The organism is Bacillus sp. PK3-067, assembly GCF_056738645.1.
Window position 1 is genome coordinate 2931647 of sequence record NZ_CP096490.1, and the last position, 26267, is coordinate 2957913.

Below are 26267 nucleotides of genomic sequence, written 5' to 3' on the forward strand. Positions count from 1 at the left end.
AAATCTAATGTTTATGAAGAACAAATTCATTGAATATTATAAGTTCATTAGCCAGTAAATAATCCCCAATTATTAAATCTCTCAAAAAAAGGTAAACAAACATATTCCATAAAGCTAATATGTTCGTTTACCTTTTTCTATTTCACATCAACAGCAAAATATCGTTGAATAAAAACAGTATGAATAAGTATTTTGTTATTCATTTCTCTTTTTCATATAATCTTTTTCACATTGCAACAGCTTGAATTTCACTTTTTTCCCTTTCTTCTTTTTCGTTTTTATAACGAGCCATTCCCCTTTTTCAACGTCTAGTTTTAGGCGTTTCATTACATTGATATTATCTTTTTCTTTATAAAGTAAAAATGCTTCTTGTGCCCTCACAAATAAGCTGGGCTGTTCGCTAAATCCACCACTATCATAAATTTTAGTTAGCGAATTATAATAAGAATCATTTTCCTTTCCACCATACATCAAATGAGCAGCCTCCAGATCTCTTTTACTTACTTCCCAAAAACTATGTTCATCAATATTTAAATTAAATGTGGATTTAATGTCCTGTATTATATTCTTCACATGCTTTTCATCTCTAACTTTTCTTTCTTCGAGACAATCCGAAGATAATTCTGGTGCATCTGATTGGGAATGTACAACGTGTTGTATCGATACACACAGAATAAATACGCTTAAAATGTAAAATATTTTTTTCATATTTACATATCACCTCAAATGATTTAGATACTATATCATTTGAGGCTTACAATATTCTTATGCTAATAATGAGAAAGATCCTATAAAATTTTTATAGGATCTTTCCTTTTAATATTGCTTTATCAAATTCACGGGCGGGGCAACTACCTTACTACTTTTCACATCATATAATCCTATAGGTGTTACTCGTATAAAAGGCAAGTGCGTCGCAGAAAAGAATAAAATTGTAAATGCTGGATCATCATGCGCGTAGCCACGCTCTTGTAGTAATTTCACCATCTGTTTCTCTTCCTGTATTAATTCTCTCATTTTTAAATTAGACATAATCCCGAGCAATGGTAATGCTATTTCGTGTAACACTTCATTGTTTTCTGCTATGACCATTCCACCACCGAGCTCTTTTACTCTACGAAAAGCTGTGAGCATATCTTCTTTTCTTTTTCCGATAAGAATGATGTCACCTGTACCAGAATAAGAGCTAGCAAGCCCACCTAGTTCTTTCGCAAAACCTTTCACAGCTATATTCACTTGCCAACTGCCATCACGAGCAATCATCATAAAGAAACATTCATCATGATCTGTGGACAATTCATCACAGTCTATATTAATTTCACTAGTGTATGGTTTTGTAATAACGTTGTTTAATAAGTGTATCCCCGTTTTATTAGAGAAAATCATATCCTCTTTTTCTATTGACCAATCTAATAATAATGGAGTTACTTTATGTTTACTCCAGTCTATATGTAATGCTTCATGTGTATTTACACCGTCACGCTTCACCCATTTCCCCTTTGCAAGGACACTGATTGGTACTGGGTTTTCTTTACTTTCTAAAATATTGATATTAGCAATTCTACCTGTCGCAATCGAACCATGTACATGTTCCATATTATAATAGCGAGCAATATTATAACTTGCCATATCGTATGCATCTATTACTGGCACGCCTTGTTTTATCGCGGTAGAAATCATAACGTTTGTCATTCCATTCTCATAAAACGAAGGATGTGAGCCGTCTGTTGTAAAAAAGAATCTATCAAACTGCTTTACGCCTAGTTCCAACAATTCTTTCAGTAAAACTTCTAAATCTGGGCGGATTGAAGAATTTCTTAGGGAAACAGTGTAACCTTGCATAAGACGAGTGAAAACTTCCTGCCCTGTCATCGCTTCATGATCACAATCTGTACCTAACAGTTTTAACTTCGCTAAAGTCGTTTCAGATGCACCCGGAAAATGTCCTTCTACTTTCTTTTGCAATCGCTTTGTTTCCTGCACCCAAGTTAACATTTCATCATCGCCATGTAATAGTTTTGGCCATGCTGTTAGCTCGCCGCCTTGAAGAACCGCTTCATGCTGCAGCCACTCTATTATTTCTTCACGATTAAACAAAGATTCTCCGTTTTGCAATTCAGTCTGTCCATCAAAACGGCACCACCAATACATACTTGCTGGAATCTTATTGAATTCATCTAATAAACGAAATGCTTCTTCACGCTTTAATGTGAAAAATAAAGTTAAATTATCATTAATAAAAGTTGTTGTCCCAAACTGCATCGCATGATTCGCTAGCGTCTCTGGGTTATACAACTGATACGGATGTGCATGTGGTTCTATGTAACCGGGTACGACATACTTTCCTTCGCAATCAACAACTTCACACTCCGTTAATTGCTCTGGCAGCTGCTCCCCTACGTATACAATTCGATCATTATATATCCAAATGTTCGCTGTCATCCACTCGCGCATATAAGAATTTAAATATGTTGCATTCTTTAATAATATGTGTGTGCTTCTCTTACCATCTAGTACTTCAACATGTTCTCGTAATTGTTTATTACTCCATTTATAATGATTTTTCCCCATTGTATTCAACTCCAAATCAACTCATAATTATTTTGATTAAAACGAGTAATATTTAACTAACTAAAGTATTTTCCATTCATAACTCCCCTATTGGTGCCCCTATATCCTTCATTATATGTAAAAATTTAAAAAATAACAATTTTCAGAACTATATACATACCTCTTTTATCCAAAATAAAAAGAATGTCATGTAACTGACATCCTTTTTTATTTTGTCGTAAGCATTAAGATTGATTTTCACTTTGGAATACACTTGATGTCATATCATAAATGCAACTACTGTCCATAGTTGCGAACTTAAAAAAGCACCTCTTTTAAATACAACTATAACAAAATTCTATTCATTTTCTTTTCATCTATTTATTAAATTCAATTTGCATCATTTTATTTAACTGCGGAACAATATCGACCCCACCTATTGAGTTAAGACTGATAGCTAATGTATGTTTGCCTCCAATTACTCCCCCAGCAAAAGTTGCAAATCCAGGAATTCCTCCTCCATGCCCCCAAACTGAAACACCGTTTGGAAGTTTAGTCTCATAGATTCCAAGACCGTATGCGTCACCAACCCCTTTGCCTTCTATAGGAACTGTAGTAAGCATTTCTTTTAGCTCGCGTTCCTTCAGTAACTTACCACCAAGTAAAGATGAAAAGAACTTATTTAAGTCATCCGCATTAGAAATCATATCTCCAGCTGCATTAGCTAAACTCGGATTATAATACGTAATATCTTTGAACTCGCCTGTTCCTTCCATTTTCACATATCCACGAGCATGATTCTTTCCTGGGATGACGGGTGAATTTCCTGGTAAAAACGTATTTGATAGATCCAAAGGTTCAATAATTCGCTTTTCGATTTCTTCCGCATAACTATTTCCAGTTATTTTTTCAATAAGCATTCCTAGTATTACGTATCCTGTGTTTGAATACAACCAATCTTTACCCGGCGAGAAATCTGGAGGCAGCGAAAGGCCTATTTTCACTATTTCTTCTGCTGTATACGTTTTTTTCGAATTCATTATGTCCGCGTCTTTTGACTTTAAGTATTCAGCGATACCACTCGTATAATTCAAAAGTTGTCGTATCGTAATTTGATTACCATCATACCCATTTCCTTGCACGAGACCCGGTAGCCACTTTTCAATTGGATCGTCAAGTTGTAAGCGATTTTCTCCTACTAATTGAAGCACAGTCGTCGCAGTAAACGTCTTCGTCACACTACCAATCCGAAAGCGATAATCCGAATTCACCGGTTTCTTTGTACTTAAGTCCGCCACGCCAGCAGTAAAACTACTAGTTTTTCCGTTGTTAGACGCCTTAGCTAATATTCCTACAGCACCAAGCTGTACTGTTTCCTGCATTACTTGTTTCCAGCCATTACGATTCTTTTGATCATGTACTTGTGACGAACTAGAAATATTTTGAGTTGACTCTGCAGTCACAGTAAAACCAGGTGTGAATAGAACCGTACCCGCTAATAAAACTGCAAAACTTGCTAACTTAATTGAATTACATTTTTTCATAAGGCTTTCTCTCCTCCATTAATATCGGATTGATTCAAGCTATACTTTCATCCTATATGATAAATCTCTCTTTTTTCTTATCCATTCCTTACGAAATACTTACGTTTAAATTTAAATACGGTAAACTGAGGAAGAGTTATGCATGCAAATAAAAAGAGAACATGTTTTCATTTTTTATGTAAACATGTTCTCTTAAACATTTAAAATTCTATATCAACTTTTCATCCTATTCTTTACACAACTAATTTATATTCCTTTTTACCAGCCCGCACTAGCATTCATACCATTTCCAATAATAGAAAGTAATAGCGGCCATAATACTGGTCCTAGTGTAAGAAATATATTTAGAAGTATGAGCATTCTATATCCAACGGTGAAATTGTGATTTTTACGATTAACAAATACTAAACTGATTAATGATATTATAGTTGTTAAAAATAATACTAACATTAGCAACCAATACCACACCATTAAACTAAGACTCCACGGTGTTAATAGCTCATGTATGATACAAAATGAGATTCCTAATACAGCAAAACTAAAACTAGTCACCGATGTTTTTATAAGCCATTTATTTATTTTTTTATCGTATGTATTTTTACAATATAAATCTATTAAAGTATATAAAGATAAATATGCCATTAATACACCTATCCAAGACAATAACCAGTCTCCGTCTCCTTTGAATAATACGTACAGTAACCAACACATACCTACTGCTGAAAAAACAAAGGAAATAAGTATGCTTTTTAATACCGATTTCATTACATTTTCACACCCTTAAAAAATCAAAAATTAATTATAATTTATAAAAATTAAGTATAGGTTAACATGTAATGAAGTATAAGTAAATAAAGTTAATTTTGTTTACCTATTTGAAGACGGTTTCATATAAGAAAATAATTCATGTTAATCAAATTTCCGTATAAAAATAGAAAAGGTGGATATTTATGTATCCACCTTCCCGTCTCCCTCTACCCACTTCATTATTTCTTCCACATCTAAATCCGTATACGTCTTTTCACCATAACGAACAGACTCATATAACGAGATAATATCTCTTGTTCTACAAATTCTTTTTAACCATTGTTGTATCGTTTCATAGGACCTTCTCTGTTCATGAAATGGTAATGTTCTTTCCCATTCAACTAACGTTTTTCTTATCTTATCTGTCGGTAACGGCCGTTCTAACTGATGAATGACTTTTTCATTCTTTATGCTTCTTACCGCAGTTTGCTTTGTGATCGATTCTTTCTCCTGTACTATTTCTGTTCTCATCAATTTGTTCCTAATATACTTGTAGATGGCATATATAATTAATATTGCGATTATCACATAAAAAACTATAGTAATCCATACATTTGAAAGAACAGAAAGCACGTCACTCCATAGACTTTCTCTTTCGAAAGGTTGAAATTTTTTACCCGTTTTCGTTCTTATACCCGTATCTTTTACTTCTTCATATTCATCTTCATCTATTTTGGAATCATCAAAATTTTCACCTATACTAGTAAAGTCATAATTTCTTTCCGATATTGTCTTAGTCTTACTGAAAAAACGCTCTTTTACTATGTCTTGTACATACACAATACCTTGTGATAACGTTATCGCACTAATCGCAAAGAAAAGTATGATTAAAGTTCTCACACTCCATAACTTCACTTTCATATGTCGCTTTTTATTCACCATGACATAAGCCCCTTCTTATTCTTTCATTACAATCCATTTATTCGTTCTACTGTATTTCTTTGGTGAAGTACCAATAATTAAAGGAACCGCATCCAGTTCCTTTCGACGAAAGCCTGCTGTGTAAAAGTAAGAAGAAGATATAGGCGTATCTTGGTCTGATATCGAGGCAAGTATCCTTAATACATTTTGCAAATGTTTCCGATTATCCCCATTTTTTATATGTAGCAAACCGTTATCTTTTACACTATTGATCCATACTTCAAACGAACAGTTTTGCATAAGAAGTTGTTTGCATATACCTGCTGTTAATTCAATTAGTTCCTCTATATCATTTCGCAAAGAAACACCACTTTTATTTTGCAAGTTGAGATAAATCGCGTATTTATCACATTGTGTTCGCTCATACTTTTTCGCAATTATCGTCCCTGTTTTCGCTGTTGCACTCCAGTGGATGGAACGAAAATCTTCATTTTCATAAGACTTTACTCCCATTACTTTCGTTTCATCATATAAGGGTGAAGACATCGCTTTTCGAAATCCTCGTGACCATTCTTGTAATTCAGGAACTTGTATTTTCGGAACAGCTGGTAAGACTAAATAAGAGGGCGTATCAACTTGTTTATATGTTATATGGTTCGTTATAAATCCAAAGAGATCAGTAATAACAATTTCAACTTCTTCCCATTTCGCGATGCCTCTTTTTAACGCTACAGCTTGCAAATCAAATGAAACTGACTCCCTTCCTTTTAAATTAAAATTCATATAATAATTTGAACCTGTACTATGATTTTTGTTTATTTCATCATGATTCCAAGTTAGCTTATTTTCACATTTAAATCGAAATACGATATTAAGAATAGGAAATATCGACTTGTTTGAAATTTTCATTTTGCACATATTCGTTTCACCTATAAAAACATTCGAATTCCCTTGACTGTATTCCCATTCAACACGAGATACTTTACGTATATATACATGCATAGCACCTATTAAAATTACATATAAAAATACGAGAGATAAAAACAGTAGATTACTTGAAAATACACTTAAAATAACGGCTACAACTGACATAACCCCCATTACGAAAGGCTCCGCTAAAGGTGTATACACAAGCTGTTGATTCATCGTACATTCTCCACTGGCACACTAATCGTATGAAGAATTTCTTTCATAATTTGTTCTTTCGTCGTTTTCATCTCTCCCTCAATCGTTAACGTTAAACGATGAGCACAAACTGATGCAGTGAGCGTCTTAATATCATCTGGCGTACAGTAATCTCTTTCATTTAATATTGCCCGTGCTTGAATCGCTCTCATAAATGCCAACGTTCCCCGAGGGCTTACACCAATTTCAATTAACTCATGGTTACGAGTTGCTTCAATAATTTCAAGAAGATAATCTTGCACATCATTCCCTACTAACACTTCTCTTGCACGCTTTTGCATCGTAATAATTTCTTCACTTGAAATAATAGAGTGTAATGTTTCTAACGGATCATTCATTTGAAACCGATTCATCATTTCCTTTTCAGCTTCTCTCGTAGGATAACCTTGGCGAATCGTAAGTAAAAATCGGTCTAATTGAGCATCTGGTAAAGGAAATGTGCCCGCTGATTCGAGTGGATTTTGCGTTGCTATAACTAAAAAAGGTTCTGGTAATGAATGTGTCTGTTTCGCAATTGTAACCGTACGCTCTTCCATAACCTCAAGTAACGAAGATTGTGTTCTCGGTACAGCTCGATTAATTTCATCCACTAATACGATATTTGCAAAAATGGGTCCTAACCTTGTTTTAAAATCCGATTCCTTCACATCAAAGTATTCAAGGCCAATAACATCCCCAGGCAAAGTATCCGCTGTAAATTGTATTCTTTGAAATTTAGCGTCCACACTTTTAGCCAAACTTTTCGCTAATGTTGTTTTTCCTGTCCCAGGTACATCCTCTAATAAAATGTGTCCTCTTGCTATAAGAGCTATAGCTGCCAGTTCAATCGATTCATCTTTTCCTATAATAACTTTCGAAATATTGTTAGTAATCTTGTTTAATGTACTCATATATTATCTACCACCTTTTAATTTTCTAAAAATTAAGAATATATTTTTCCAAATTATAACATGTAATTCAAATATGAAATAGAGCAAAAAGAAAACTTATATTTTTTCTTCACTGCACGCAAAAAAGCACCTATTGTCGTATATTGACAATGAGGCGCTTAACTCAATCCAACAGCCTTCTTTCCCTCTAATTTTTAGTAACAATACATCCTTTTTTCTCCCACGCATGCATTGTTTTCAATTAACTAGTAAAATGCATTCTAATATTACATATAATAAAAACCATTTCGATTTGTTCGTTATAGAACTTCCTCTACATCGACACTCTCAATCTTCACTTCATACATATTTGGGATGTTTGCTTCTTTTGGTACCCATGCATAATAATTTTGATCATTCTCTAACATAAATTGAATTAACTTTGTTTCTGATCCATTCCAGAAATTTTTAAGATTATCAATGTAGTCTTCTAAATCTTCTTTATAGTCCAGTTGTAATATATAATCTCTTACCGTTAGGGCAAACACAATTAAACTTCCTAATAGATTTTTTTGCTCATTTTCTTCTTCATACTCTTGTGGTAAGAACCACACTTGACCTATTCCTATCGTTTTTTTGTATTTTTCATAAAAACTACTATCATCCATATTCTCATAGTCATGTATTAATTCATTGACCAATGAATGCCATCTTGGCGGAATAATATTTTCCAATGTAGGATTATGTTCAATTCCTTCTACTATATCCTCGATTTCTTCTGTCTCATCTTCATAGTGATATTCACTTAGGTCTATATGCTTAAATTTCATTTCATTTTTATAATGTGCCAAATCATATGGATAATGGTTATTACCTTTTAAACTTGTATCATCAAGTCCGAGTATCTTTACTATTGCAGCTGTCTCAAAGCTCCAATACCCCACATATCCAGGTTCTTTATGTGCATTTTTCCATTCATAATCATAATGGCCTTTAAACCATTCTTTCTCCATGTACGTTTGCAATCTTTTAGACGCTTCTTTTTTATCTGTTTGTGCAAGTTCTATAATCTCTCTTGTTTTTGCATATGGATTTTCTTTATAATATCTGTTCGTCATGTTTGTGTATCCAATATCACTAGCGCATAAGAGGAAATCAATTACTGCGTCATTCATATTTTTTGTATCAACTATCTTTTTTAATCTTTCTATATTCTTTTTATCCGTTTCTAACAAAATTCCTAAGGAAATCATCCAAATCAGACTTAAATATCCAATTTCCCTACTTCCTGTATTCTCTAAATCATAAATTGCATTATGAAAATCTTTTTCTATTACACTAACATCTTCCCCTAAAGAATACTTTGCCCTAATATCCTCCATCTCATATCTAAAATTGGCTAGATATGTCCCTTCTATAATACTCTTATTATCTTTAGAATATCTTTGAATTCCATTTTTAGTATCTTCTTCTAAACTTTTAATATCTTCTCTATTTTCCTCTATAAACTCTTTATGATATTCAATTCCTTCTCTACACTTTTCTTCTATACATAAATAATCTCTCATACCATTCAATTCCTCCTCGCTTCTAAATTATGGCCATTCTCCAACAATGTTACCCTTTGCATCTATTCTAAATGTTTTCACATTTCCACTACTATCAACCTTTGATAACACTCTCTCAACTTCCTGATCTTGTAATGCTTTCGTAATCTTTGATGCTAATTTTGCATCTCCATCAACTGCCTTCAATATTCTACTTTTTCGGGTCTTCGCACCATTCAACCAATCATTTGACATTTGTCTTCCATCTTTAGTTTTACTTAGTTTAGCACCACCACATAATCAATTTGAACAGACGAAAGGTGAGCCCACATTTCTCGCAAGCCCACCCTGTCTATTTCTGATGCTTCTTCATTCATTTTTGCGCAATTAATTTCTTTATCTCTAAAAATATACATCGAGTACAATCCTTGTTCTTCACAGTATACTTTAATTTCATCTTTTTAATATCTGAAGCTACATCCACCTTTAACTTGCCCTAGTGTTGAAACTGGTTTATCCCTAGAAATTTTTAACTTTCATCTTCCTATTACATAAATTGTAATTTTCGTAACGATTTTTAACAAATATTCGGACATTTACCCTATGGAGTACACTCATAAAAGTTTTCTAAAGAGGGTCACTCTTTTTAATGAGACTACATTTTCGAACTGTACTCACTTCTTAACAACTACTAATCTACCTCTATTATTTGTATCCCTTCTTTGGTTTCTGGACAATCATTAATGCTTCTTTTTAATACTCATCTTCAAATAAACAATTATATATAGTAACACCTGTTTCCTTTAACTCTAACGAAACATCCTCCACTTCAATACTTAACGTTTCTTTATCAAGATTCTTTATTCCGTTACTATCTAATAATTTTAAAATACTACTTCCTATTTTCTTAGATTCATCATTGTATGGCGAGGACTCTTCAACTAGCTCGATTGTACCATTAGTGTATCTATATCTTAAATATTTAACCACTGCATATGGCGCGATTGCCGAAATCATTAGCATTACACAATTAATTTCTGATTGCTTCCGAACATACTCACTGAATTCTACACTACCAAAACGAAATTTCACATCTAGTGGTAGAAGAATGTAAGAAAAACATGATGAATAACTAAAATCAGTAATATTATCAACGTTTATATTTGATATTTTATTAATTTCTCCATCCCAGAAATGTTTATCAACAAATTTCCCCAAAACATATTGGAAATCACCTTGTTTATATAATTTATTAACAACTTTTAGTATCTCATCACTCATAATTATTCTCCTTTATTGTACAGGGTATCCATGTATATTTCCTTTACCATCCATATGAACCTTTACCCTCGTTTCTCCATTTGGACCTATTGGCTTTCCAAAATCATGCACTCTAACACTTCCGTCTGGCTTTACTGGTGTTCCTTTCACCCATGCTTCTTGTGTCTCTACTACTCCATTTTTCCCTGCTCCCCACTGCGATTTGGTTGAGACATTATTCCCATGACCAGGAACATGTTTACCCTGTTTTCCTGCATCAACTTTTGGAGCACCTGAAACGCCAGCATCAACATGCCCTTGACTTGCTAGTTTATCATTTTTCCCAATGTTCCCTGCTACACTGGCTCCCTGACCATCAACACCTGTACCCTTACCCCACCAGAAGACTGGATTTTTTGAAGAGTATCCTTAGCATTTTGAATCGATTTATTCCAAACAAATCCACCATGCGCAAAAAGACTAGCCCCAGCAGCTGTTGCTGCTATATCTAATGGAATAACAATTGGTGATGCTAACCCGCCAGTTCCTACTTCTGCCACGATAGTTAAGAAATTAGATCCGCCTATGAGCGAGATACCTTCAAACATTTCTAGAATGGACCCGGCTATTTAATAATTTTGCCCTGTTTTTTTTAATGTTTTTTGACATTGAAAAACATACTATATAGCATCAATTGAAGCCTATGTGCCTGTGAAATGCAAGGTACGAAAGTGCATTCGCTCAAATAATAATTTTCAATTTAAATCAACAAAAGAGACCTCAAATGTGAAGTCTCTCTTGTTGATTATTTTCCATAAGTAACTCGCCATTTATTTGTTTATTTTAAGACAGATAACATGGTTCATTCAAATATATATCCTAAAGAAAAAATTTTTCCTGCCGTCATAATCTAGTAGAATAGATTCAATTAATTCTTATTAATTGCGATAAACTCACTAGGAATCTCATCTGCTAACCAAACTTTTTCATTTCCTAAATAAAATTTAACGCCTTCTTCTCTAGCTTTTTTCAGTATTAACTTCTAAAATAATAGGATGCTTATCTTTTCTTTGTTCAAAGCCTTCAGAAGCAAAATCATGAATAAGTTGAACTTTACTTCCTTTGCCGATTTCAAAACATGCAGTATCATCATTATCAACTCTTTTAGCAAAAGGAATCAGCTTACGATTAGGATATCTTTTCTTCATACCAGAGTATATGTTAGTAGCCTGTTCTGATTCCTTTAAAAACCATATATCAAAATTAACTAGATCTAATTTGACTAATAAGGTAACAGTTTAAATGCCACCTATTATTTACACATTTTTCTTTCCCATACTCTTTTTCCGTCAGTTAAAAACACTGCACTTGGCGGATCATCATAGAGAGAAATTTCAACCAATGAACTTTTTTCTTGTTTTAACCAATTATATACAGTACCTTCGTTTGTATTAGGTCGAGATAAAATATTATTTACTCTAAATACAGCTGCATCATATTCTGTATAATTTATATCATCCTCATCTAGTCCATTGTCTGTTTCAAAAACTGTATCTAGTTCTCCAATAATCCTCAATCCACTTTTCCATTCTAGTATCATGTCACTATGTTCATAATTTATTAATGTTCCAATTAAAGAATCGTACCCCATTTGCATCCTCTTTTCTTATGATTTTTATGGTCTTGATGGTACTATATGAGCGCCATCTTTTCCATAATGGATCAACCCTTTAGTAGTCTCATAGTATTCACCAGTATTGCGGTCATAATATTTTCCTATTGGCTCACCAAAGTCTACTCTTTCTCTACCGTTTTTTAATAGTTCACCTTTCCCGGCGAACTTATCAAGCAATTCTTGCGCTATTTTATTATCGCCATAGAAAATGCTCTTATTTTTTCCATTTGCTAATTCTTGTTTATAGTTCGGTGTATCAGGAATATGCTTTTCTTGAGCTCCTGCTTTCACTTTTATTGGATAACCATTTACTTCACGGTATGGGCCTTTAGGTACAGAATCTTTTCCATAAGAAGGTATTCGATTACTCGCACCCTTACCTCCACCAGAAGACTGGATTTTTTGAAGAGTATCCTTAGTATTTTGAATCGATTTATTCCAAACAAATCCACCATGTACAAAAAGACTTGCCCCAGTAGCTGTTGCTGCTATATCTAATGGAATAACAATTGGTGATGCTAACCCACCAGTTCCTACTTCTGCCACGATAGTTAAGAAATTAGATTCGCCTATGAGCGAGATACCTTCAAACATTTCTACAATGGACCCGGCTATTTAATAATTTTGCCCTGTTTTTATTAATGTTTTTTGACATTGAAAAACAAACTATATACCTGCAATTGAAGCCTATGTGCATATTCTGTTAGCTTTAATTCATAAAAATAATTTCGATAAATTTATAGCTTACCTTTCAATTAAAAAAGCACTTATTGTCTCAAATAGACAACCAAGTGCTTTAAGTTCATATATTTTTAAGTAGCATAAATTTGTAAATTTTTTCCCATTCCAAGTCTTTAATATTCGTCGTACAGTAAAATGTCATCTCGCCTAAGCTCGTACCTCGTTTTCTATTTTCTATCATTGCACATAACACTCTATGATGGTACAACCATCATGATCTATGAATTTCAAGAAAGTATCATTATATCCCATGGTTCTATACTTAAGCACACCAACTATTCCTTTAATTTAAGGATTTTCTATATAACTTTCTGCAATATCAATATCATTTGTCATTTCTAATTCTGGAAATTTTCCATCTAATTTTCTTAAGCAATTAATTAGTTCTTTACTTTGTATAATTTCTACTATATCTTCCAAAACTTCACTTATCCAATATAACTCTTCTTTACTACAGTTCTCTAAATATCTTATAGTATTTCCCTCATTTTCTGAGAGAACTTCTATTATTTCATTCCAACTTTTTTGTATCCCATAGTCATCATTCAAATTTAATTTTTTTCTTTCATTTAATATAACTTCCATTTTATTTGCTATATCCATATTAATCCTCCAAACTCTATCTACGGTTGTTTAGTCGCATCTGGAAAAATAGTCCCTATCTCTCCATTTGTTTTTATAACTCCAACCCTAACCCCATTATACTCTCCAAAAATAGCCACACCATTTTCTGTATTCGCAAATCCGGGCAATTCAGCAATCTTAGCACCTGCTGCTGTAATATCAGACTCTGTCCAGCTTTCTGGAAACCATGATTGATTGGAACCTGTTCTTTTTGCTTTCACCTTGTGTCCAGGCACATTACCTACCCTAACACCGTTTTCGTATACTTTATTTATATTATAATCTACATTATTTTTTTCCAAAAATTCAATATTACTTTGTCCATGTCCTCCACCCTTCATTTTTGAAATATCTCCTGTTTTAGGATGTGTTGTAAAGTCACCTACATTTGAATGTTTAATGCTACTTTCGGGTATATTAACCTTGTTAGCCCGACTAGTTCCATTACTGAATCCACCCGTACCCTTACCACCATCTTTAGACTTCGCAAACTTATAATAAGCTTCTATCAATTCACCTTGTGGTATTTTGGTTATGATAGTTCCACCAACACTAGAGAATGCATAGGAAGCCTCTCTCTTAAATGATTGTAACATTTCAAGCGTAGGCTTCAATTCTTTTGCTAGTTTTACTGCATTAGCAAATGTACTTACTCCACTTGATGCTTTTGCTCCTTTTGTGATATGGCCTACTTTATTTAGTGCCCTATCGCCTAATATTGTGGTAGCTATTTGTGTTAATCCATAGGTAGTCAATTCTGTACGACTCTCTGCATCTCCCTCTATCATATCTCGTTTTATTTTATTTGAAAATGCATGCCACATATTTTTTACAGTTTCATCCAAATGGAAAAGTGCATAGGTTACATTAATAAAAGTTCCTATGTCCATATTACTTAAAGCTATTGCGGACTCGATTTCATCACCAATAGCTTTCCCCGAGCCTCTTTGAATAGCTTCCCACATCTTTTTCGCTGTTTCAAACGTGCCAACTATACCGTCTGCCACATCGTCCCAAGCATTTCTAACCGGAGATTTCTCCTCAATTATGTTATTTGTTTCTATATCTTTAATTGACTGATCATTTTTTCGAGCTGTTTCTTCTATAATCCCCTGAATCGAACTCACCCAATCCATATTCAATCCTTGTATACTAAACGTCCCACTCACAGGGCTAAATCCTTTCCCACTTTGCACTTCAGCGAGTCCGGCTGTGATGCTAGCTGCTAATTGGAGAGCGGTGCTGTAGTTGTTGCTGGATGAATGATTGAATTCATATAAATGCTCTAGTTTTTCTTCCAGTTTTTTTCTCATTGCACCTAATACCGTTACAATTGCACCTACTCCGGGCATTGGTGTAAGTACTTCTATTGCTTCTATACTTGTAATCGATTGATTAATTCCCCTTATTTGTTCTCTTATTTCTTGTTCAATCACATCTGTCGAAGCAACTTTCGCTTGGAACTCATTTGGAAATGCTTCGTTTTGGCGAATTAATTCTTCACATAAGCATATAATTCCTTGCGCTAATGGCCGAAATGTTTGGACAAGGTAGGATTTTGCACTACTGTATGTTTGTCCTTGTAATACTGTGTCTATCGCAAAGGCATCAATAGATTGAATGACTTGTTCCATACTTTGAATCGTAGCATTACATATAGCGTTCATACTTTGAGTTTGACTTTGTACTTCTCCCAAATACATGTTTAAACTCATGTATTGGCCTCCCTTTGTAGTTGCTGCTGTTCATAGGAAAGGTCGTTTTCTTTCTCACTGAGATGCCGTTTTTCTTTAAGCAACGTCTCTTTTTCATTTTCTAATTCGAATGTAAGTTTTCTTTCATACTGTCCGATTTCTTGCCGCATATTCGTAAAAAGGTGAAACACTTCTTTGTCGCCGTGCCAAGTTTCTAGTATTCGGTTAAATAAACGATTACTTCTATTTTTCCATTCATGAAAACTAGCCTCAGCTCGTTCTTGATTTTGCAGCGCGATTCGGTTTTCATTTTGTTCTTCAAATATAATTCGTAATTTTTGATTACATTGATTGATTCTCGTTTCAATTCCTTGACTCATCTTTTCCCCCTACCTTTTCCCCTTTACGTAGGTTGTTACATTATTGAAAAGTCTTTTGAAGTCCTGTATCCATTTTCTCAAATTCATTTGCTACGGAATGGATATTATCAATTGTTTGTTGAAAAGCAGTACAAAATTGTTTCGTGATCTGTAAATTTTGTTGATTTGCTTCTTGTGCCTTGAAGTTCGCAGATAGTGTAGTACGCGTTGCCTTATTTATAGAGCGACTAGTAGCACTTTGCATTCTATCTGAAGCATTTCTCATTTTCGTTGCAAGTTGCGTTGCCGTATGCAAATTACTTTGAAATTCTCCCATTACTTACTCCCCTCTACCTTTTATTTACAAGAAAATTATACCACGGAAAAATATCCCAATAAACCGAATGTTCGAATTTAACATACAATTCAGCACTGTTACTGAGGATGCGAGCAACGCTTATCTATCAACATAACTGAGTCCAAAATGGATTCTACTTATACAAAAAAGATGACTTCAGCCATATGCTAAAGTCATCTTTTTCTACCTTATTATTTTACTAATTCTCCATTATAAGCTTTTATATTAAGCGGAGCAGTTAAAAATTGTGCTGCTTTACTAACGAAAGATGTGAAGTGTTCACTCGTATTATGGCTCGCAACTGCTGCTTCATCTTTCCATACTTCTACCATCGTATAAACACTTTCTTTTTCTGTATCTTTATATAAGTCATAAGATACATTGCCACTTTCTTCTCTTGAACCATGAATGAGTGGCTGAATTTCTTCTAAAAATGCTTGTTGTTTTGCTGGGTCTACTTGAAATATTGCGTGAATAATAATCATGGTGCTTCCCCTCTCATCTTTCACTTATTGAAGTTCTTTTATAAAATTATTTCCACTCTGCAACTTTTTCAATTGGAAGACGTACTGATTGGTAACCACTGTCTGCAGCTTTCCCGATTGAAATTAACATAACTGGTACGTAGCTTTCTTTATCTAGTCCAAATGCTTCTGCGATTTGATCTTTCTCAAATCCACCAATTGGACAAGTGTCATAACCGTGCGCACGAGCTGCTAGCATAAATTGCATTGCTACAAGACCACCGTCAATTAATACCGTATCTTTCATTACTTCTGGTGTAACCATAGAGAAGTAAGCTGAAAGTTTTTTCATTTGATCTTCTTTTACTTCTGCTGGCATAAGTCCACGCTCTACTGCTGTACCGTAAATTTCTTCTGCGTTATCAAAGTTGTTTAAATCACCAAATAAAGCAATCATTGCTGAAGACGTTTCTACTTGAGATTGATTGAATTTCGCAAGTGGCGCAAGTGTTGCTTTCGCTTCGTCACTTTCAATCACTACGAATCTCCATGGTTGCATGTTTACTGAAGATGGTGCAAGTGTTGCTTCTGTAAGAATTTCTGTCATTTCTTCTTTGCTAATTTTCACTGAAGGGTCGTACTTACGAATTGAACGACGTCCTGTTAAAATTTCGTTAAAATCATTTGTTTTTACTGAGTTAGTCATAGTTGTATTCTCCCTTTTTTATAATTCTTTTATATTTTCTTGAATGTGATTTAACATATTTAAAAGATTATCGCGTTCTTCCTCACTTAATCCTTTAAATGCAGATGCGGCAAAACGTTCTTTTTCCTCTTGAAACGCCTGAATTTTATTTCGTCCCTCTTCAGTAAGAGAAACTAACGTAATTCTGTTATCATCTGGATTTTTACGTCTTACAATCATTTCATTGGCCTCAAGCTGCTTTAAATGCCTTGTTATCGCAGCATTATCAATATTCACTTCTTGCTGAAGTGCTTTTTGACTAATTTCACCTACTTCAAATAATTGAAGTATAAGCTCTAATCGAGACTGGCTCATACCCGTACACCCTTCAAATTTCGAACTTACTTCTTTATTTAGAAAGTGTAATTTATATAAAATAATCGCTTCTTTTGAGCATGAACTTGTCAAATTAACCCTCCTTTACAATCAAAATAAAAACATTTGATGTATCAATAGTTGATATGTCAATTAATATAATCTATATCGATTTAGAATGCAAGCATTTTGTTTTCATTTTATTTTTTCCAAATTAAGGCGCTTTGTAGCGTTACAAATAATGTTAATTGCACTATAATAATACTAATTTAAAGAACTGGAGAGTGATTGATAATGCGGCAATATACAAATAGAAATGAGGAATTGAAAATGGAAAATGAAATGAGGATATTCACAAATGACAACAATAAATATAGGGATTGTCGCGCACGTAGACGCTGGCAAGACGAGTTTGACTGAGCGTATTCTTTATGAAACGAATGTGATTAAAGAAATTGGCCGAGTTGATAGTGGTAATACACAAACTGACTCAATGGAATTAGAAAGACAACGCGGAATTACGATTAAAGCATCTGTCGTTTCTTTCTTTATTGATGATGTAAAAGTAAATGTCATTGATACACCTGGACACGCTGATTTTATCGCTGAAGTGGAGCGATCATTCCGCGTTCTAGACGGTGCGATTTTAGTTATCTCTGCCGTTGAAGGTGTGCAAGCACAAACAAAAATTTTAATGCGAACATTACAGAAACTAAACATACCGACTATTTTATTTGTTAATAAAATTGATCGTAGTGGCGCAAACACTGAAAAAGTTATGAAACAAATAAAAGAGGTTCTTTCAAATGAAGCATTCCCCTTCTATTCTGTTCTAAACGAAGGAACGAAAGAAGCCCGGATCATTGAATACAAATCATATGACGGTTGTATGGAACTGTTAGCATCATTTAATGAATCATTACTTGAATCATATGTAAATAACGAAATAATACCGGACGCACTATTAAGAGAAAAACTAGAACAGCAAATACAGCAAGCAAATGTGTATCCAATCTTTTTCGGTTCAGCAATGACAGGTATAGGAGTAACTGAAATACTTGAAAAACTTCCGGCCCTAATGCCAGCTCTTACATCGGCACAAGAGGAACCATTATCCGGTGTTGTTTTTAAAATTGAACGTGAACCTTCTGGAGAAAAGGTTGCGTATATAAGAGTTTTTTCAGGTAGCTTACATGTTAGAAAATATGTTGATATACAGCGCGATGAGTCTCTACCACATAAAGAAAAGATTAAAAAAATGTGTATGTTTCATAGAGGAAATGCTGTTCAATCTACTATCGTTCCTAGCGGAGAATTTTGCAAAGTGTGGGGACTGAATGATATAAAAATTGGTGATATTATCGGTGAACGTACGGATTATATAAAAGATATTCACTTTGCCGAACCACAAATGGAAGCAGCGATTGATGCGGTACCTAAAGAGCGAATTCATGATTTATACGCTGCACTTATGGAACTCTGTGAAGAAGATCCACTTATTAAAGTGTGGAAAGATGATGTTCATAATGAACTTTATATTCGCCTTTTCGGTGAAGTACAAAAAGAGGTTATCGAAACAACACTTTATGAGAAATATAACTTACAGGTTACTTTCTCAAATACGCGAGTTGTATGTATTGAAAAGCCAATTGGCATTGGGAATTCCGTTGAAGTCATGGGTGAAAAAGCGAATCCATTTTACGCAACAATTGGTTTTAAAATTGAACGTGGTGAACTTAACTCTGGCATAACGTATAAATTAGGTGTTGAGCTTGGTTCATTGCCTTTAGCATTTCATAAAGCAATTAAAGATACAGTATTTCAAACGTTAAAACAAGGTTTATATGGTTGGGAAGTTACAGATGTTATGGTCACGTTAACACATACTGGTTATGCTAGTCCTGTTACAACAGCGAGTGACTTTAGAAATTTGACACCGATCATATTAATGGATGCTTTAAAGCAAGCTGAAACATATGTATATGAACCAGTAAATGAGTTTGAATTAACTGTACCGGAGCAGGCAATTAGTACCGCAATATATAAGCTCGCTGCCGTTCCAGCAACTTTTAGAGAGCCTATATTAAGTAATAACTCTTACCAGTTAACAGGATCATTACCTGTTGCGAAAACAGGGAATTTTAAACGCATGCTTCATTCATTTACAGAAGGAGAAGGCATATTTACAACGAAGCCAGCTGGTTTCACAAAGCTTATGGCTCCCTTCCCTACTCGAAAACGTGTTGATTATAATCCGCTGAATCGTAAGGATTATTTACTTCATGTTTTGAAGGCTTATTAAAGTAAAAGAGGTGCAATTCGCACCTCTTTTGCATGTATTAATAGGTTAGTTTGTCCTAACAACTTCTTTAAGTTTTCCTATTATTTTCGCTATAGCCTCAATTGAATTTTCCGTTTCATATCCCCCAACATTTACAGAATGATTTACATTTTTGACAACTTCAATCTGTAAATTCGTTTTATATAACTGATCAATTTGACCTGCATTGTATTGGTGATCTTTATCCCCAATAACTAAAAACCCTTCGTGTCGACTATGTAAGATAGAATCAAAAATTGTATCAAACGTCAGTAAAGGTGTAAATAGTATCATTTTTGACTGCGCGAATTCTTCTCTCCTCATTAAATCATTTGCAATCGGAATTGTTCCGAGTGACTTCCCTAAAAACATAGTCTCGTTGTATTGCTCATCTTTTAATACTTCATTTATTACCGGATTAATATCATCCATCATTACTTTCGTTACTTCTTCCATTGGTTTATTCATTAATTGTCCATCATAAGAATAATGAATATGTACAACATCTATTTTATGTTCAAGCATTAACATCGTCGCGTAATAAAATAACGGCTTATCATAATTGTATCCTGAACCTGAAAACATAAAGCAAACGGTACTAGAACCTTTTTCGATATGTGTGTAATAAATTACTTTGTCATTTATATGTACCTCTTTTTTAGTTCCCTTCACCATTTTCCCCTCCGAATACATTTACTTTTGTAATACGATATGTTCTGTGTGAACTGATACATCCTTTACTTTCTCTTTTATAAATGCAGGCTGTAAGTTATATGTATGCAGTTCTTCTACTGGCACCCATCTAAACAAATACGTTCTACCCTCTTCTTCCAAAATATATTGATCCGCTCCACTCGCAGGTAACTCATGTAGCTCTACTTCATAATAAAAACTAATTTCATGAAACTTTCGCTCAGAAAGTGTAAAGAAATTTTCTACTGACCATATTAACCTTTTCCTTTTAATAGGAACACCTATCTCTTCCGCAAGCTCTCGTTTTAATGCATCTTCACTATTCTCTAGCATTTTTACTCTACCGCCGGGTACATACCAAAAATCTTCACCGTCACCTTGCAGAATGAGTATTTTATTATCATGTTTACAAATTGCTCCAACGCGGTAATTAAAACATGTTTCCTCAACTTTAAACGTAAGATCCATCCGTAACGCCCCCTTATATAAATATCGAATTATTACAAAACAATTATGTAATTACTGTACAAATAAGGTTACTAAATTTATCCACTCCATTCAATGGTTTTTGAATTTTCTAAACTATTATTTTTCATCATTACAAGTGTATATACATATGTTACAATCATATTGCACACTAGAAAACATTATGGGGGTACGGATGGAAACGTTATTAATCCAGCAAACTGAGAAATCAAATAAGTTTTGGAAAATCGTTGTGAAAGAAAAAGACTATGTTGTGTTTTACGGAAAAATTGGCACAGCTGGCAGTGTGAAAGCGAAAGAGTTTGAAACAGAAGAAGAATGTATGAAAGAAGCTAATAAACTAGTTGCTTCCAAACGTAAAAAAGGATATACAGACCCGTTGCCTGGGGAAGATTACATAAAAGAAAAAACGATAACCGAAGAAGAATTTTGGGAGCTACTTCATCGTGCAAAAACGAAAGGTGAGGACCAAGAAGAACAAATAGAATGGCTTACTTCTCACCTTGCTAAACGTACAGTACATGAAATTGTAGCTTTTGATACGCATATGCATCGCCTTTTGAAAGACTCCTATACCTCCCGTTTATGGGCAGCAGCCTATATTATTATGGGTGGCTGTTCAGATGATACTTTCGATTACTTCCGCGGATGGTTATTATATCAAGGAAAAGAGACATACGAAGCTTGTATTGAAGATCCAGAACGATTAATTCCTGTATTAGAAAATTTGAGTGAGTATGACGTCCCAGAGATTGAAGAACTTACTCTATATTTCGGGCAAGAAGTTTACATGGAGAAGACTGGGGATGAAGATGATACATACTTTACACTATACCATGTCTTAACAAATGAAGAGTTTGAGGAAGTTGATATCGAGTTAGATTGGGATGAAGACGATGAAGAAGGTTTAAAAAAGATGTTTCCTAAGCTATGGGAGATGTACGGGGAAGAACCGATTGAGTGGTAGATTAATTATTCGTGAAAAAATGCCTTGTTTCTTTAGTAACAAGGCACTTTTTTTGATACTATATTTAAATTATCATCTTTCCCTCTCCCACCACTCCATAAAAGTCTTTAAAGAAGGAGCAACCCACGTTCTACTATCATTTTCATGGTTCCATACATATATGTCATCTCTTTGTACTTTTCCATTCAAAATGGAATAGCCAAACAAATCACCATTTCCCCCATCAGCAAAAAATAATAAACAGTCAAAAGGCATGTATAAATCCTTAAAATCAACTATATTTCTCATACTCATATTTTCAGTTTTAATTTTTGAAGCAGACCATATAAAGTCACCGTATTCACCTTCTATACCGTTTGTTTCCTGTAATAATTGATATAAATCATTCGGTAACTCCATTTGATGAGATACTGTGAATGGTGTCTTTCCACATCACCTTTTCCCCCTTATGTGCAATCAAGCATATTCAAAGAACTCCGCTAAATTTATTGATACCATCTTTCTAACAATTCCTTCTCCCTCTCGCCTGAAATACCTGCTTTTAATTCCCATTCTTCCGTACTCTCCATCCACTCATACACATCTGTAACTGTCTCTTCTATTCTTCTAAAAGTAAGCCCTTCATTAACCGCACTTTCGATACAAATAGAAAACCCGCCTCTCCACGGCTTCGTCTCACCATCTAATGGGAAAGTTTCTGGAATCCACAAAGGCATTTCTGTCCAAGGCTGCACATTATGTTCACTCATAAACGCTTCGTCTACCCAAACAAATTCAGCATCGCTATTCGTAACCTTTTTACACGTATTTAATAGCTCTTCCATCGTCAATTCATCATTCGGACCTGTTATATTAAATGTTCCTGCTTTATGATGTTCTGCCATATTTAGCCCCCATCTCGCGACATCTTTTATATCAACTAATTGCACGGGACGAATTTTTCTTCCTGGTACTAATACTTTCCCACCCTTTGCTACACGCTGAATCCAGTATGGAAGTCGATCTGTATAATCAAACATTCCTGAAAGAAGACCTGCTCTTACATGTAACACACGCCCCGGCCAATACTTCTCTGTTTCTTTTTCACATAATACTTTCAGTGCACCATAATACTCATAAGGTGAAACTTCACCATTCTCTATAGCCTTTATTTGATCATCCGTCGGTTCGGGCTGTAATATATAATCTTCTTTTATGTCATGCGGAATCCAATCTTTATATACGGAAAGGCTTGAGATGAATACATAGTGTTCAATATTATCTTTGAGCACTTCTCCAACATTCCTAATATGATGTGGAGAAAATCCACACGTGTCTATGACAACATCCCACTTTCGATTTTTTAGACTTGATACATCGTTATTTCTATCACCGATTAACTGCTCCAATTCAGGAAAAACTTCTTTGTTTGTTCCGCGGTTAAATAACGTAACTTCATGCCCTCTCTGTAAAGCCTCATCTACAAATGCTCTTCCTAAAAATCGTGTACCGCCTAGAATTAATATCTTCATAGTTCTCCCCCATTCGTGATTAATAACCCTTCCTAATGTTTAACGATTTTTTATTGAGGAAAGTTACGGGGAGCGTTTAAATTTTTCTACAAGCTCACCATTACTCTGTTAAAAGTATATACTCTTTGATTAATCTCCATCTATCCTTTGCTTCTGGCACAACTTCAGAAGCCATCACCACCACCAATTCCTTCTCTGGAATACAACAAATCATATTCCCCCCATCACCCATAGCACAGTATGAAAAGATTCCATCTTCTTCTCGTAACCACCATAAGTAACCATATTGATTTTGGTTCATTTCTGTCGATTCTTTTATCCATGATTTTGATAGAACTTGTTTTCCATTATGAATACCTTCATTCAAATACATCTGTCCAAACTTAGCCATATCCCTAACCGTTAACGTTACTCCCCAGCCGCCCGTCGAAATACCATTTGGATCGTGAACCCATCCTTTCACATCTTTTCCGAATAAGTCATCGAATCCAAATGCTTTCATATTGTAGTTTGGAATTTCGCTCATGCCGAGTGGTTGAAATAAGTACTCATTCGCAAATTCACGTGCACTTTTCCCTGTTGCATTCGTAATAATTGCTGATAGTACATGCGCTCCTGCAGATGAGTATTTAAAAGATCCAATTTCTCCACCGTTCCCCATTCTATTAAGTGTATGCTGTACCCAATCCTCTTGTACACATAGTTCTTCTAACGGTTCCTGCCAGTCTACAAAAGGATATGGCGCTGTCATTGTTAGAAGATGGCGTACGGTTACTTCAGATTCCTTACATTTATATTCCGGGAAAAATTCTATTACTTTTTGATCAACACTTTTTATATAGCCCTTATCTATACATATCCCAATTAACGCAGAGATTATCGTTTTTGTAACTGACGCTACATGAAACGCATTATCTGGACTGTAACCATTATAATAATTTTCAAAAACAACATTACCTTTCTGCACTACTAACATGCCATTCATATTTTTATATTCTTCTTGTATAATTTGATCTAACTTTTCAGCAGTTTTCATTATTCCTTCCCCTTTAACCTATAATTAAAAAGGTTCGATAGGTACATATATATCAACTATATGTTTATTTTCCGGGTGCTGCTTTGGATCATTTCTATATACTTCAAAAGGATACGAGTCTCTCGGTTTATATCCGCTATTTGGCAGCCATTCACCGTATAAGAAATCCCATGCTCCTTTATATTCATTTTGAAATATTTCAAAATGTCCTACTACATACTTGCCTGAAGGTATTACCATTATTCCTATGTCGTTCGTTTCTATTGCGGACGCCTCCGGAATTGTTATACATAAACTTGTTCTTAAATGATAGTCCTCAGTAAATTCATGATGATCGTGGTAAATGGTTAATACTTTAATATCATCAAATACATGATAGTTTTGCTTAGCTGCGTAATGAAATAGTTTTTCTATCATTTTTGGAAAAGCTATAGTTAACTCTCCATATGTACCGATATGTCTTATGTATGCGACGTTTATATCGTCCGCTGTTACAATTTCAACATTTCCTCGAACCTTCTTACATTCATTGTATTGAGAAGTTCTTCTTACGTCTTTGCAATTCTTGCTATTATCGTTTCGATATTGAGATGGACTTACGCCGTAATAATTTTTAAATGTTCGGGAGAAAACTGCTGAATCTGTGAATCCGAAGTGATACGCAATATCTGTAATCGTCATATCTGTCCGATATGTAAGTAGATGTGTGGCCCTTTCTAACTTCAATCGGTTTACATACCGTGATAATGACTCGTTTACTATCCCCTTAAAAATCCGATGAAAATGAAACTTTGAAAATCCTGCTACATCCGCTAACTCTTCAATTGAAAGTGAATCATTTATGTTTGATTCTATATAATCTTGCACTTTATAAATGCGTCGTAAGTATTCATTTCTACTTTGTTTACTCTCCATACTTTTAGCTCCTCACAACAAAAAGAACCATCCTAGAATACTTTTAGGACGGCTTTCTATTCGTAATAGATTCTTCCATATTTTATTGTTAAATCGATATAATTTCACTATATTTTTTAAGCTGATGGTAATGTGGCGTTATCCTAATTTAATTTAAAGAAATAACTATTTTTTTATAGCCCTACGCAAGTTAATAATATTATTGGGATTTAGCTCCCATTGTCTCATAAGTTCTCTTTGTCTTGTTTTTAAGTCTTCAAATGGTTCTTCCACCATGTCGATTTTATTAAATTTCCCTTCGAAAACTAAAGCATTTTTTATCTTTTTATATCCACCAAAACCTAAGTCATCATTTAGTAACCAGACTACTCTCTGTATTTTTGCAAATAAAATACCACCTGTACACATTGGGCACGGTTCCAACGTGCTATAAATAGTAAACCTCTCATTTTTTATTTTTGCATCAAACATTGCTTCCCCTGCATTGCGAATAGCGTCTAACTCTGCGTGAGCTGTTATGTCTTTTTCTGGATGCACTCTATTCCTTCCTCTTGCAATGACATTATTATTTCCATCAACAATAACTGCTCCTACTGGATATGTGTTTTCTTTTAATGCCTTTTCTGCTTCTTCCAATGCCATCTGTAAAAAATATCTATCCCTCTCAAAATTCATATAGATCCCTCTTTTTTAGATGAAATTATGTTATGGAAATTCCTTTCGACTATCATACTAGCTTCT

General features: G+C 34.3%; 28 protein-coding genes and 4 pseudogenes. 2 read left to right on the plus strand and 30 right to left on the minus strand.

Annotated features, from left to right (window positions below; translation table 11 throughout):
* Positions 1-195 precede the first annotated feature (195 nt).
* The 23 genes and pseudogenes from M1D73_RS15095 to M1D73_RS15205 all read right to left on the minus strand — a co-directional run bounded on the left by M1D73_RS15095 (position 196) and on the right by M1D73_RS15205 (position 17691).
* Positions 196-708 carry a hypothetical protein gene (locus M1D73_RS15095; RefSeq protein WP_000719372.1) on the minus strand — a complete coding sequence of 171 codons (513 nt, stop codon included), beginning with the start codon at positions 706-708 and terminating at the stop codon, positions 196-198.
* Between the two features lie 108 nt (positions 709-816).
* Positions 817-2571 carry an adenine deaminase gene (locus M1D73_RS15100; protein WP_000517625.1) on the minus strand — a complete coding sequence of 585 codons (1755 nt, stop codon included), beginning with the start codon at positions 2569-2571 and terminating at the stop codon, positions 817-819.
* 356 nt (positions 2572-2927) lie between these two features.
* A complete protein-coding gene (locus M1D73_RS15105) occupies positions 2928-4094 on the minus strand; it encodes a serine hydrolase domain-containing protein (protein WP_481157921.1) in 1167 nt (388 codons plus the stop codon).
* A gap of 258 nt (positions 4095-4352) precedes the next feature.
* Positions 4353-4859, minus strand: a complete 507-nt coding sequence (locus M1D73_RS15110; protein WP_000843838.1) for a DUF3902 family protein — start codon at positions 4857-4859, stop codon at positions 4353-4355.
* Between the two features lie 183 nt (positions 4860-5042).
* Complete coding sequence (locus tag M1D73_RS15115; RefSeq protein WP_000247497.1) at positions 5043-5783, minus strand: hypothetical protein; 741 nt, start codon at positions 5781-5783, stop codon at positions 5043-5045.
* Positions 5784-5798: 15 nt separating this feature from the next.
* On the minus strand, positions 5799-6908 hold the full coding sequence (locus tag M1D73_RS15120) for a DUF58 domain-containing protein (protein ID WP_001075940.1): 1110 nt from the start codon (positions 6906-6908) through the stop codon (positions 5799-5801).
* A complete protein-coding gene (locus tag M1D73_RS15125; RefSeq protein WP_086401666.1) occupies positions 6905-7837 on the minus strand; it encodes an AAA family ATPase in 933 nt (310 codons plus the stop codon). The genes M1D73_RS15120 and M1D73_RS15125 overlap by 4 nt, the downstream gene beginning before the upstream one ends.
* Positions 7838-8136: 299 nt before the next feature.
* Positions 8137-9384 carry a PoNi-like cognate immunity protein gene (locus tag M1D73_RS15130; RefSeq protein WP_098213084.1) on the minus strand — a complete coding sequence of 416 codons (1248 nt, stop codon included), beginning with the start codon at positions 9382-9384 and terminating at the stop codon, positions 8137-8139.
* A gap of 27 nt (positions 9385-9411) precedes the next feature.
* Positions 9412-9618, minus strand: coding sequence for a hypothetical protein (locus M1D73_RS15135; RefSeq protein ID WP_000063994.1), 207 nt, complete (start codon positions 9616-9618; stop codon positions 9412-9414).
* A gap of 498 nt (positions 9619-10116) precedes the next feature.
* Positions 10117-10644 (minus strand): hypothetical protein, encoded by a 528-nt coding sequence (locus M1D73_RS15140; RefSeq protein WP_001278747.1) that lies wholly within the window; start codon positions 10642-10644, stop codon positions 10117-10119.
* A 12-nt stretch (positions 10645-10656) separates the two neighbouring features.
* A complete protein-coding gene (locus M1D73_RS15145) occupies positions 10657-10794 on the minus strand; it encodes a hypothetical protein (protein ID WP_000679167.1) in 138 nt (45 codons plus the stop codon).
* A 185-nt stretch (positions 10795-10979) separates the two neighbouring features.
* Positions 10980-11183 carry a hypothetical protein gene (locus M1D73_RS15150; protein ID WP_227599582.1) on the minus strand — a complete coding sequence of 68 codons (204 nt, stop codon included), beginning with the start codon at positions 11181-11183 and terminating at the stop codon, positions 10980-10982.
* Between the two features lie 368 nt (positions 11184-11551).
* Positions 11552-11696: pseudogene (locus tag M1D73_RS15155) on the minus strand (RNA 2'-phosphotransferase); the annotation flags it as partial.
* Positions 11685-11879 (minus strand): annotated as a pseudogene (locus M1D73_RS15160) (hypothetical protein); the annotation flags it as partial. The pseudogenes M1D73_RS15155 and M1D73_RS15160, both read right to left, overlap by 12 nt.
* Positions 11880-11935: 56 nt before the next feature.
* The gene (locus M1D73_RS15165; protein ID WP_000540189.1) at positions 11936-12274 is read right to left on the minus strand and encodes a hypothetical protein; all 339 of its coding nucleotides are present in this window, start codon (positions 12272-12274) and stop codon (positions 11936-11938) included.
* 24 nt (positions 12275-12298) lie between these two features.
* Positions 12299-12913 (minus strand): annotated as a pseudogene (locus M1D73_RS15170) (polymorphic toxin type 50 domain-containing protein); the annotation flags it as partial.
* Between the two features lie 414 nt (positions 12914-13327).
* Positions 13328-13642 carry a hypothetical protein gene (locus M1D73_RS15175; RefSeq protein ID WP_000350221.1) on the minus strand — a complete coding sequence of 105 codons (315 nt, stop codon included), beginning with the start codon at positions 13640-13642 and terminating at the stop codon, positions 13328-13330.
* Between the two features lie 20 nt (positions 13643-13662).
* A complete protein-coding gene (locus M1D73_RS15180; RefSeq protein WP_098213083.1) occupies positions 13663-15378 on the minus strand; it encodes an EndoU domain-containing protein in 1716 nt (571 codons plus the stop codon).
* A complete protein-coding gene (locus M1D73_RS15185) occupies positions 15375-15737 on the minus strand; it encodes a DUF3958 family protein (protein WP_000077520.1) in 363 nt (120 codons plus the stop codon). Before M1D73_RS15185 ends, M1D73_RS15180 begins: the two co-directional genes overlap by 4 nt.
* A 40-nt stretch (positions 15738-15777) precedes the next feature.
* Entirely contained in the window at positions 15778-16053 is a 276-nt protein-coding gene (locus M1D73_RS15190) for a TIGR04197 family type VII secretion effector (protein ID WP_000503636.1), read from the minus strand.
* Positions 16054-16265: 212 nt separating this feature from the next.
* Entirely contained in the window at positions 16266-16559 is a 294-nt protein-coding gene (locus M1D73_RS15195; protein ID WP_000583805.1) for a putative quinol monooxygenase, read from the minus strand.
* Between the two features lie 46 nt (positions 16560-16605).
* Positions 16606-17244 carry a nitroreductase family protein gene (locus M1D73_RS15200; RefSeq protein WP_000185393.1) on the minus strand — a complete coding sequence of 213 codons (639 nt, stop codon included), beginning with the start codon at positions 17242-17244 and terminating at the stop codon, positions 16606-16608.
* 18 nt (positions 17245-17262) lie between these two features.
* Positions 17263-17691 carry a MarR family winged helix-turn-helix transcriptional regulator gene (locus M1D73_RS15205; RefSeq protein ID WP_000204162.1) on the minus strand — a complete coding sequence of 143 codons (429 nt, stop codon included), beginning with the start codon at positions 17689-17691 and terminating at the stop codon, positions 17263-17265.
* Positions 17692-17956: 265 nt separating this feature from the next.
* Here M1D73_RS15205 and M1D73_RS15210 point away from each other — a divergent pair, with 265 nt between their 5' ends.
* A complete protein-coding gene (locus M1D73_RS15210) occupies positions 17957-19900 on the plus strand; it encodes an elongation factor G (RefSeq protein WP_121868299.1) in 1944 nt (647 codons plus the stop codon).
* A gap of 45 nt (positions 19901-19945) precedes the next feature.
* On the opposite strand, the gene M1D73_RS15215 is transcribed toward M1D73_RS15210, so the two are convergent.
* Together M1D73_RS15215 and M1D73_RS15220 are read right to left on the minus strand one after the other, a co-directional pair.
* Complete coding sequence (locus tag M1D73_RS15215; RefSeq protein WP_121868300.1) at positions 19946-20611, minus strand: alpha/beta hydrolase; 666 nt, start codon at positions 20609-20611, stop codon at positions 19946-19948.
* Positions 20612-21079, minus strand: a complete 468-nt coding sequence (locus tag M1D73_RS15220; protein WP_000366230.1) for an NUDIX hydrolase — start codon at positions 21077-21079, stop codon at positions 20612-20614.
* 193 nt (positions 21080-21272) lie between these two features.
* On the opposite strand from M1D73_RS15220, the gene M1D73_RS15225 reads away from it, so the two are divergent.
* Positions 21273-22064: a DUF4240 domain-containing protein gene (locus tag M1D73_RS15225; RefSeq protein WP_000449119.1), complete on the plus strand. Its 792-nt coding sequence runs from the start codon at positions 21273-21275 to the stop codon at positions 22062-22064.
* Positions 22065-22128: 64 nt separating this feature from the next.
* On the opposite strand, the pseudogene M1D73_RS15230 reads toward M1D73_RS15225, so the two are convergent.
* From M1D73_RS15230 to M1D73_RS15250, 5 genes and pseudogenes are all read right to left on the minus strand, one after another.
* Positions 22129-22497: pseudogene (locus M1D73_RS15230) on the minus strand (SMI1/KNR4 family protein).
* Between the two features lie 52 nt (positions 22498-22549).
* Positions 22550-23575, minus strand: a complete 1026-nt coding sequence (locus M1D73_RS15235) for an SDR family oxidoreductase (protein ID WP_000697698.1) — start codon at positions 23573-23575, stop codon at positions 22550-22552.
* A 100-nt stretch (positions 23576-23675) separates the two neighbouring features.
* Positions 23676-24611: a serine hydrolase domain-containing protein gene (locus M1D73_RS15240; protein ID WP_098213080.1), complete on the minus strand. Its 936-nt coding sequence runs from the start codon at positions 24609-24611 to the stop codon at positions 23676-23678.
* Between the two features lie 24 nt (positions 24612-24635).
* Positions 24636-25526 carry an AraC family transcriptional regulator gene (locus tag M1D73_RS15245; RefSeq protein ID WP_061113180.1) on the minus strand — a complete coding sequence of 297 codons (891 nt, stop codon included), beginning with the start codon at positions 25524-25526 and terminating at the stop codon, positions 24636-24638.
* A gap of 165 nt (positions 25527-25691) precedes the next feature.
* On the minus strand, positions 25692-26201 hold the full coding sequence (locus tag M1D73_RS15250) for a nucleoside deaminase (protein ID WP_001008618.1): 510 nt from the start codon (positions 26199-26201) through the stop codon (positions 25692-25694).
* Between the last annotated feature and the right edge of the window lie 66 nt (positions 26202-26267).

Excerpts from the sequence above, each read along its gene's own strand:
- M1D73_RS15225 (WP_000449119.1), top strand. The coding sequence starts at position 21,273 with ATGGAAACGTTATTAATCCAGCAAACTGAGAAATCAAATAAGTTTTGG.
- M1D73_RS15245 (WP_061113180.1), bottom strand. The coding sequence starts at position 25,526 with ATGGAGAGTAAACAAAGTAGAAATGAATACTTACGACGCATTTATAAA.
- M1D73_RS15125 (WP_086401666.1), bottom strand. The coding sequence starts at position 7,837 with ATGAGTACATTAAACAAGATTACTAACAATATTTCGAAAGTTATTATA.
- M1D73_RS15200 (WP_000185393.1), bottom strand. The coding sequence starts at position 17,244 with ATGACTAACTCAGTAAAAACAAATGATTTTAACGAAATTTTAACAGGA.
- M1D73_RS15220 (WP_000366230.1), bottom strand. The coding sequence starts at position 21,079 with ATGGATCTTACGTTTAAAGTTGAGGAAACATGTTTTAATTACCGCGTT.
- M1D73_RS15095 (WP_000719372.1), bottom strand. The coding sequence starts at position 708 with ATGAAAAAAATATTTTACATTTTAAGCGTATTTATTCTGTGTGTATCG.
- M1D73_RS15250 (WP_001008618.1), bottom strand. The coding sequence starts at position 26,201 with ATGAATTTTGAGAGGGATAGATATTTTTTACAGATGGCATTGGAAGAA.
- M1D73_RS15140 (WP_001278747.1), bottom strand. The coding sequence starts at position 10,644 with ATGAGTGATGAGATACTAAAAGTTGTTAATAAATTATATAAACAAGGT.
- M1D73_RS15100 (WP_000517625.1), bottom strand. The coding sequence starts at position 2,571 with ATGGGGAAAAATCATTATAAATGGAGTAATAAACAATTACGAGAACAT.
- M1D73_RS15165 (WP_000540189.1), bottom strand. The coding sequence starts at position 12,274 with ATGGGGTACGATTCTTTAATTGGAACATTAATAAATTATGAACATAGT.
- M1D73_RS15175 (WP_000350221.1), bottom strand. The coding sequence starts at position 13,642 with ATGGATATAGCAAATAAAATGGAAGTTATATTAAATGAAAGAAAAAAA.
- M1D73_RS15135 (WP_000063994.1), bottom strand. The coding sequence starts at position 9,618 with ATGTCAAATGATTGGTTGAATGGTGCGAAGACCCGAAAAAGTAGAATA.
- M1D73_RS15110 (WP_000843838.1), bottom strand. The coding sequence starts at position 4,859 with ATGAAATCGGTATTAAAAAGCATACTTATTTCCTTTGTTTTTTCAGCA.
- M1D73_RS15210 (WP_121868299.1), top strand. The coding sequence starts at position 17,957 with ATGACAACAATAAATATAGGGATTGTCGCGCACGTAGACGCTGGCAAG.
- M1D73_RS15195 (WP_000583805.1), bottom strand. The coding sequence starts at position 16,559 with ATGATTATTATTCACGCAATATTTCAAGTAGACCCAGCAAAACAACAA.
- M1D73_RS15115 (WP_000247497.1), bottom strand. The coding sequence starts at position 5,783 with ATGGTGAATAAAAAGCGACATATGAAAGTGAAGTTATGGAGTGTGAGA.
- M1D73_RS15235 (WP_000697698.1), bottom strand. The coding sequence starts at position 23,575 with ATGAAGATATTAATTCTAGGCGGTACACGATTTTTAGGAAGAGCATTT.
- M1D73_RS15215 (WP_121868300.1), bottom strand. The coding sequence starts at position 20,611 with ATGTATTCGGAGGGGAAAATGGTGAAGGGAACTAAAAAAGAGGTACAT.
- M1D73_RS15130 (WP_098213084.1), bottom strand. The coding sequence starts at position 9,384 with ATGAGAGATTATTTATGTATAGAAGAAAAGTGTAGAGAAGGAATTGAA.
- M1D73_RS15105 (WP_481157921.1), bottom strand. The coding sequence starts at position 4,094 with ATGAAAAAATGTAATTCAATTAAGTTAGCAAGTTTTGCAGTTTTATTA.
- M1D73_RS15120 (WP_001075940.1), bottom strand. The coding sequence starts at position 6,908 with ATGAATCAACAGCTTGTGTATACACCTTTAGCGGAGCCTTTCGTAATG.
- M1D73_RS15190 (WP_000503636.1), bottom strand. The coding sequence starts at position 16,053 with ATGGGAGAATTTCAAAGTAATTTGCATACGGCAACGCAACTTGCAACG.
- M1D73_RS15240 (WP_098213080.1), bottom strand. The coding sequence starts at position 24,611 with ATGAAAACTGCTGAAAAGTTAGATCAAATTATACAAGAAGAATATAAA.
- M1D73_RS15185 (WP_000077520.1), bottom strand. The coding sequence starts at position 15,737 with ATGAGTCAAGGAATTGAAACGAGAATCAATCAATGTAATCAAAAATTA.
- M1D73_RS15180 (WP_098213083.1), bottom strand. The coding sequence starts at position 15,378 with ATGAGTTTAAACATGTATTTGGGAGAAGTACAAAGTCAAACTCAAAGT.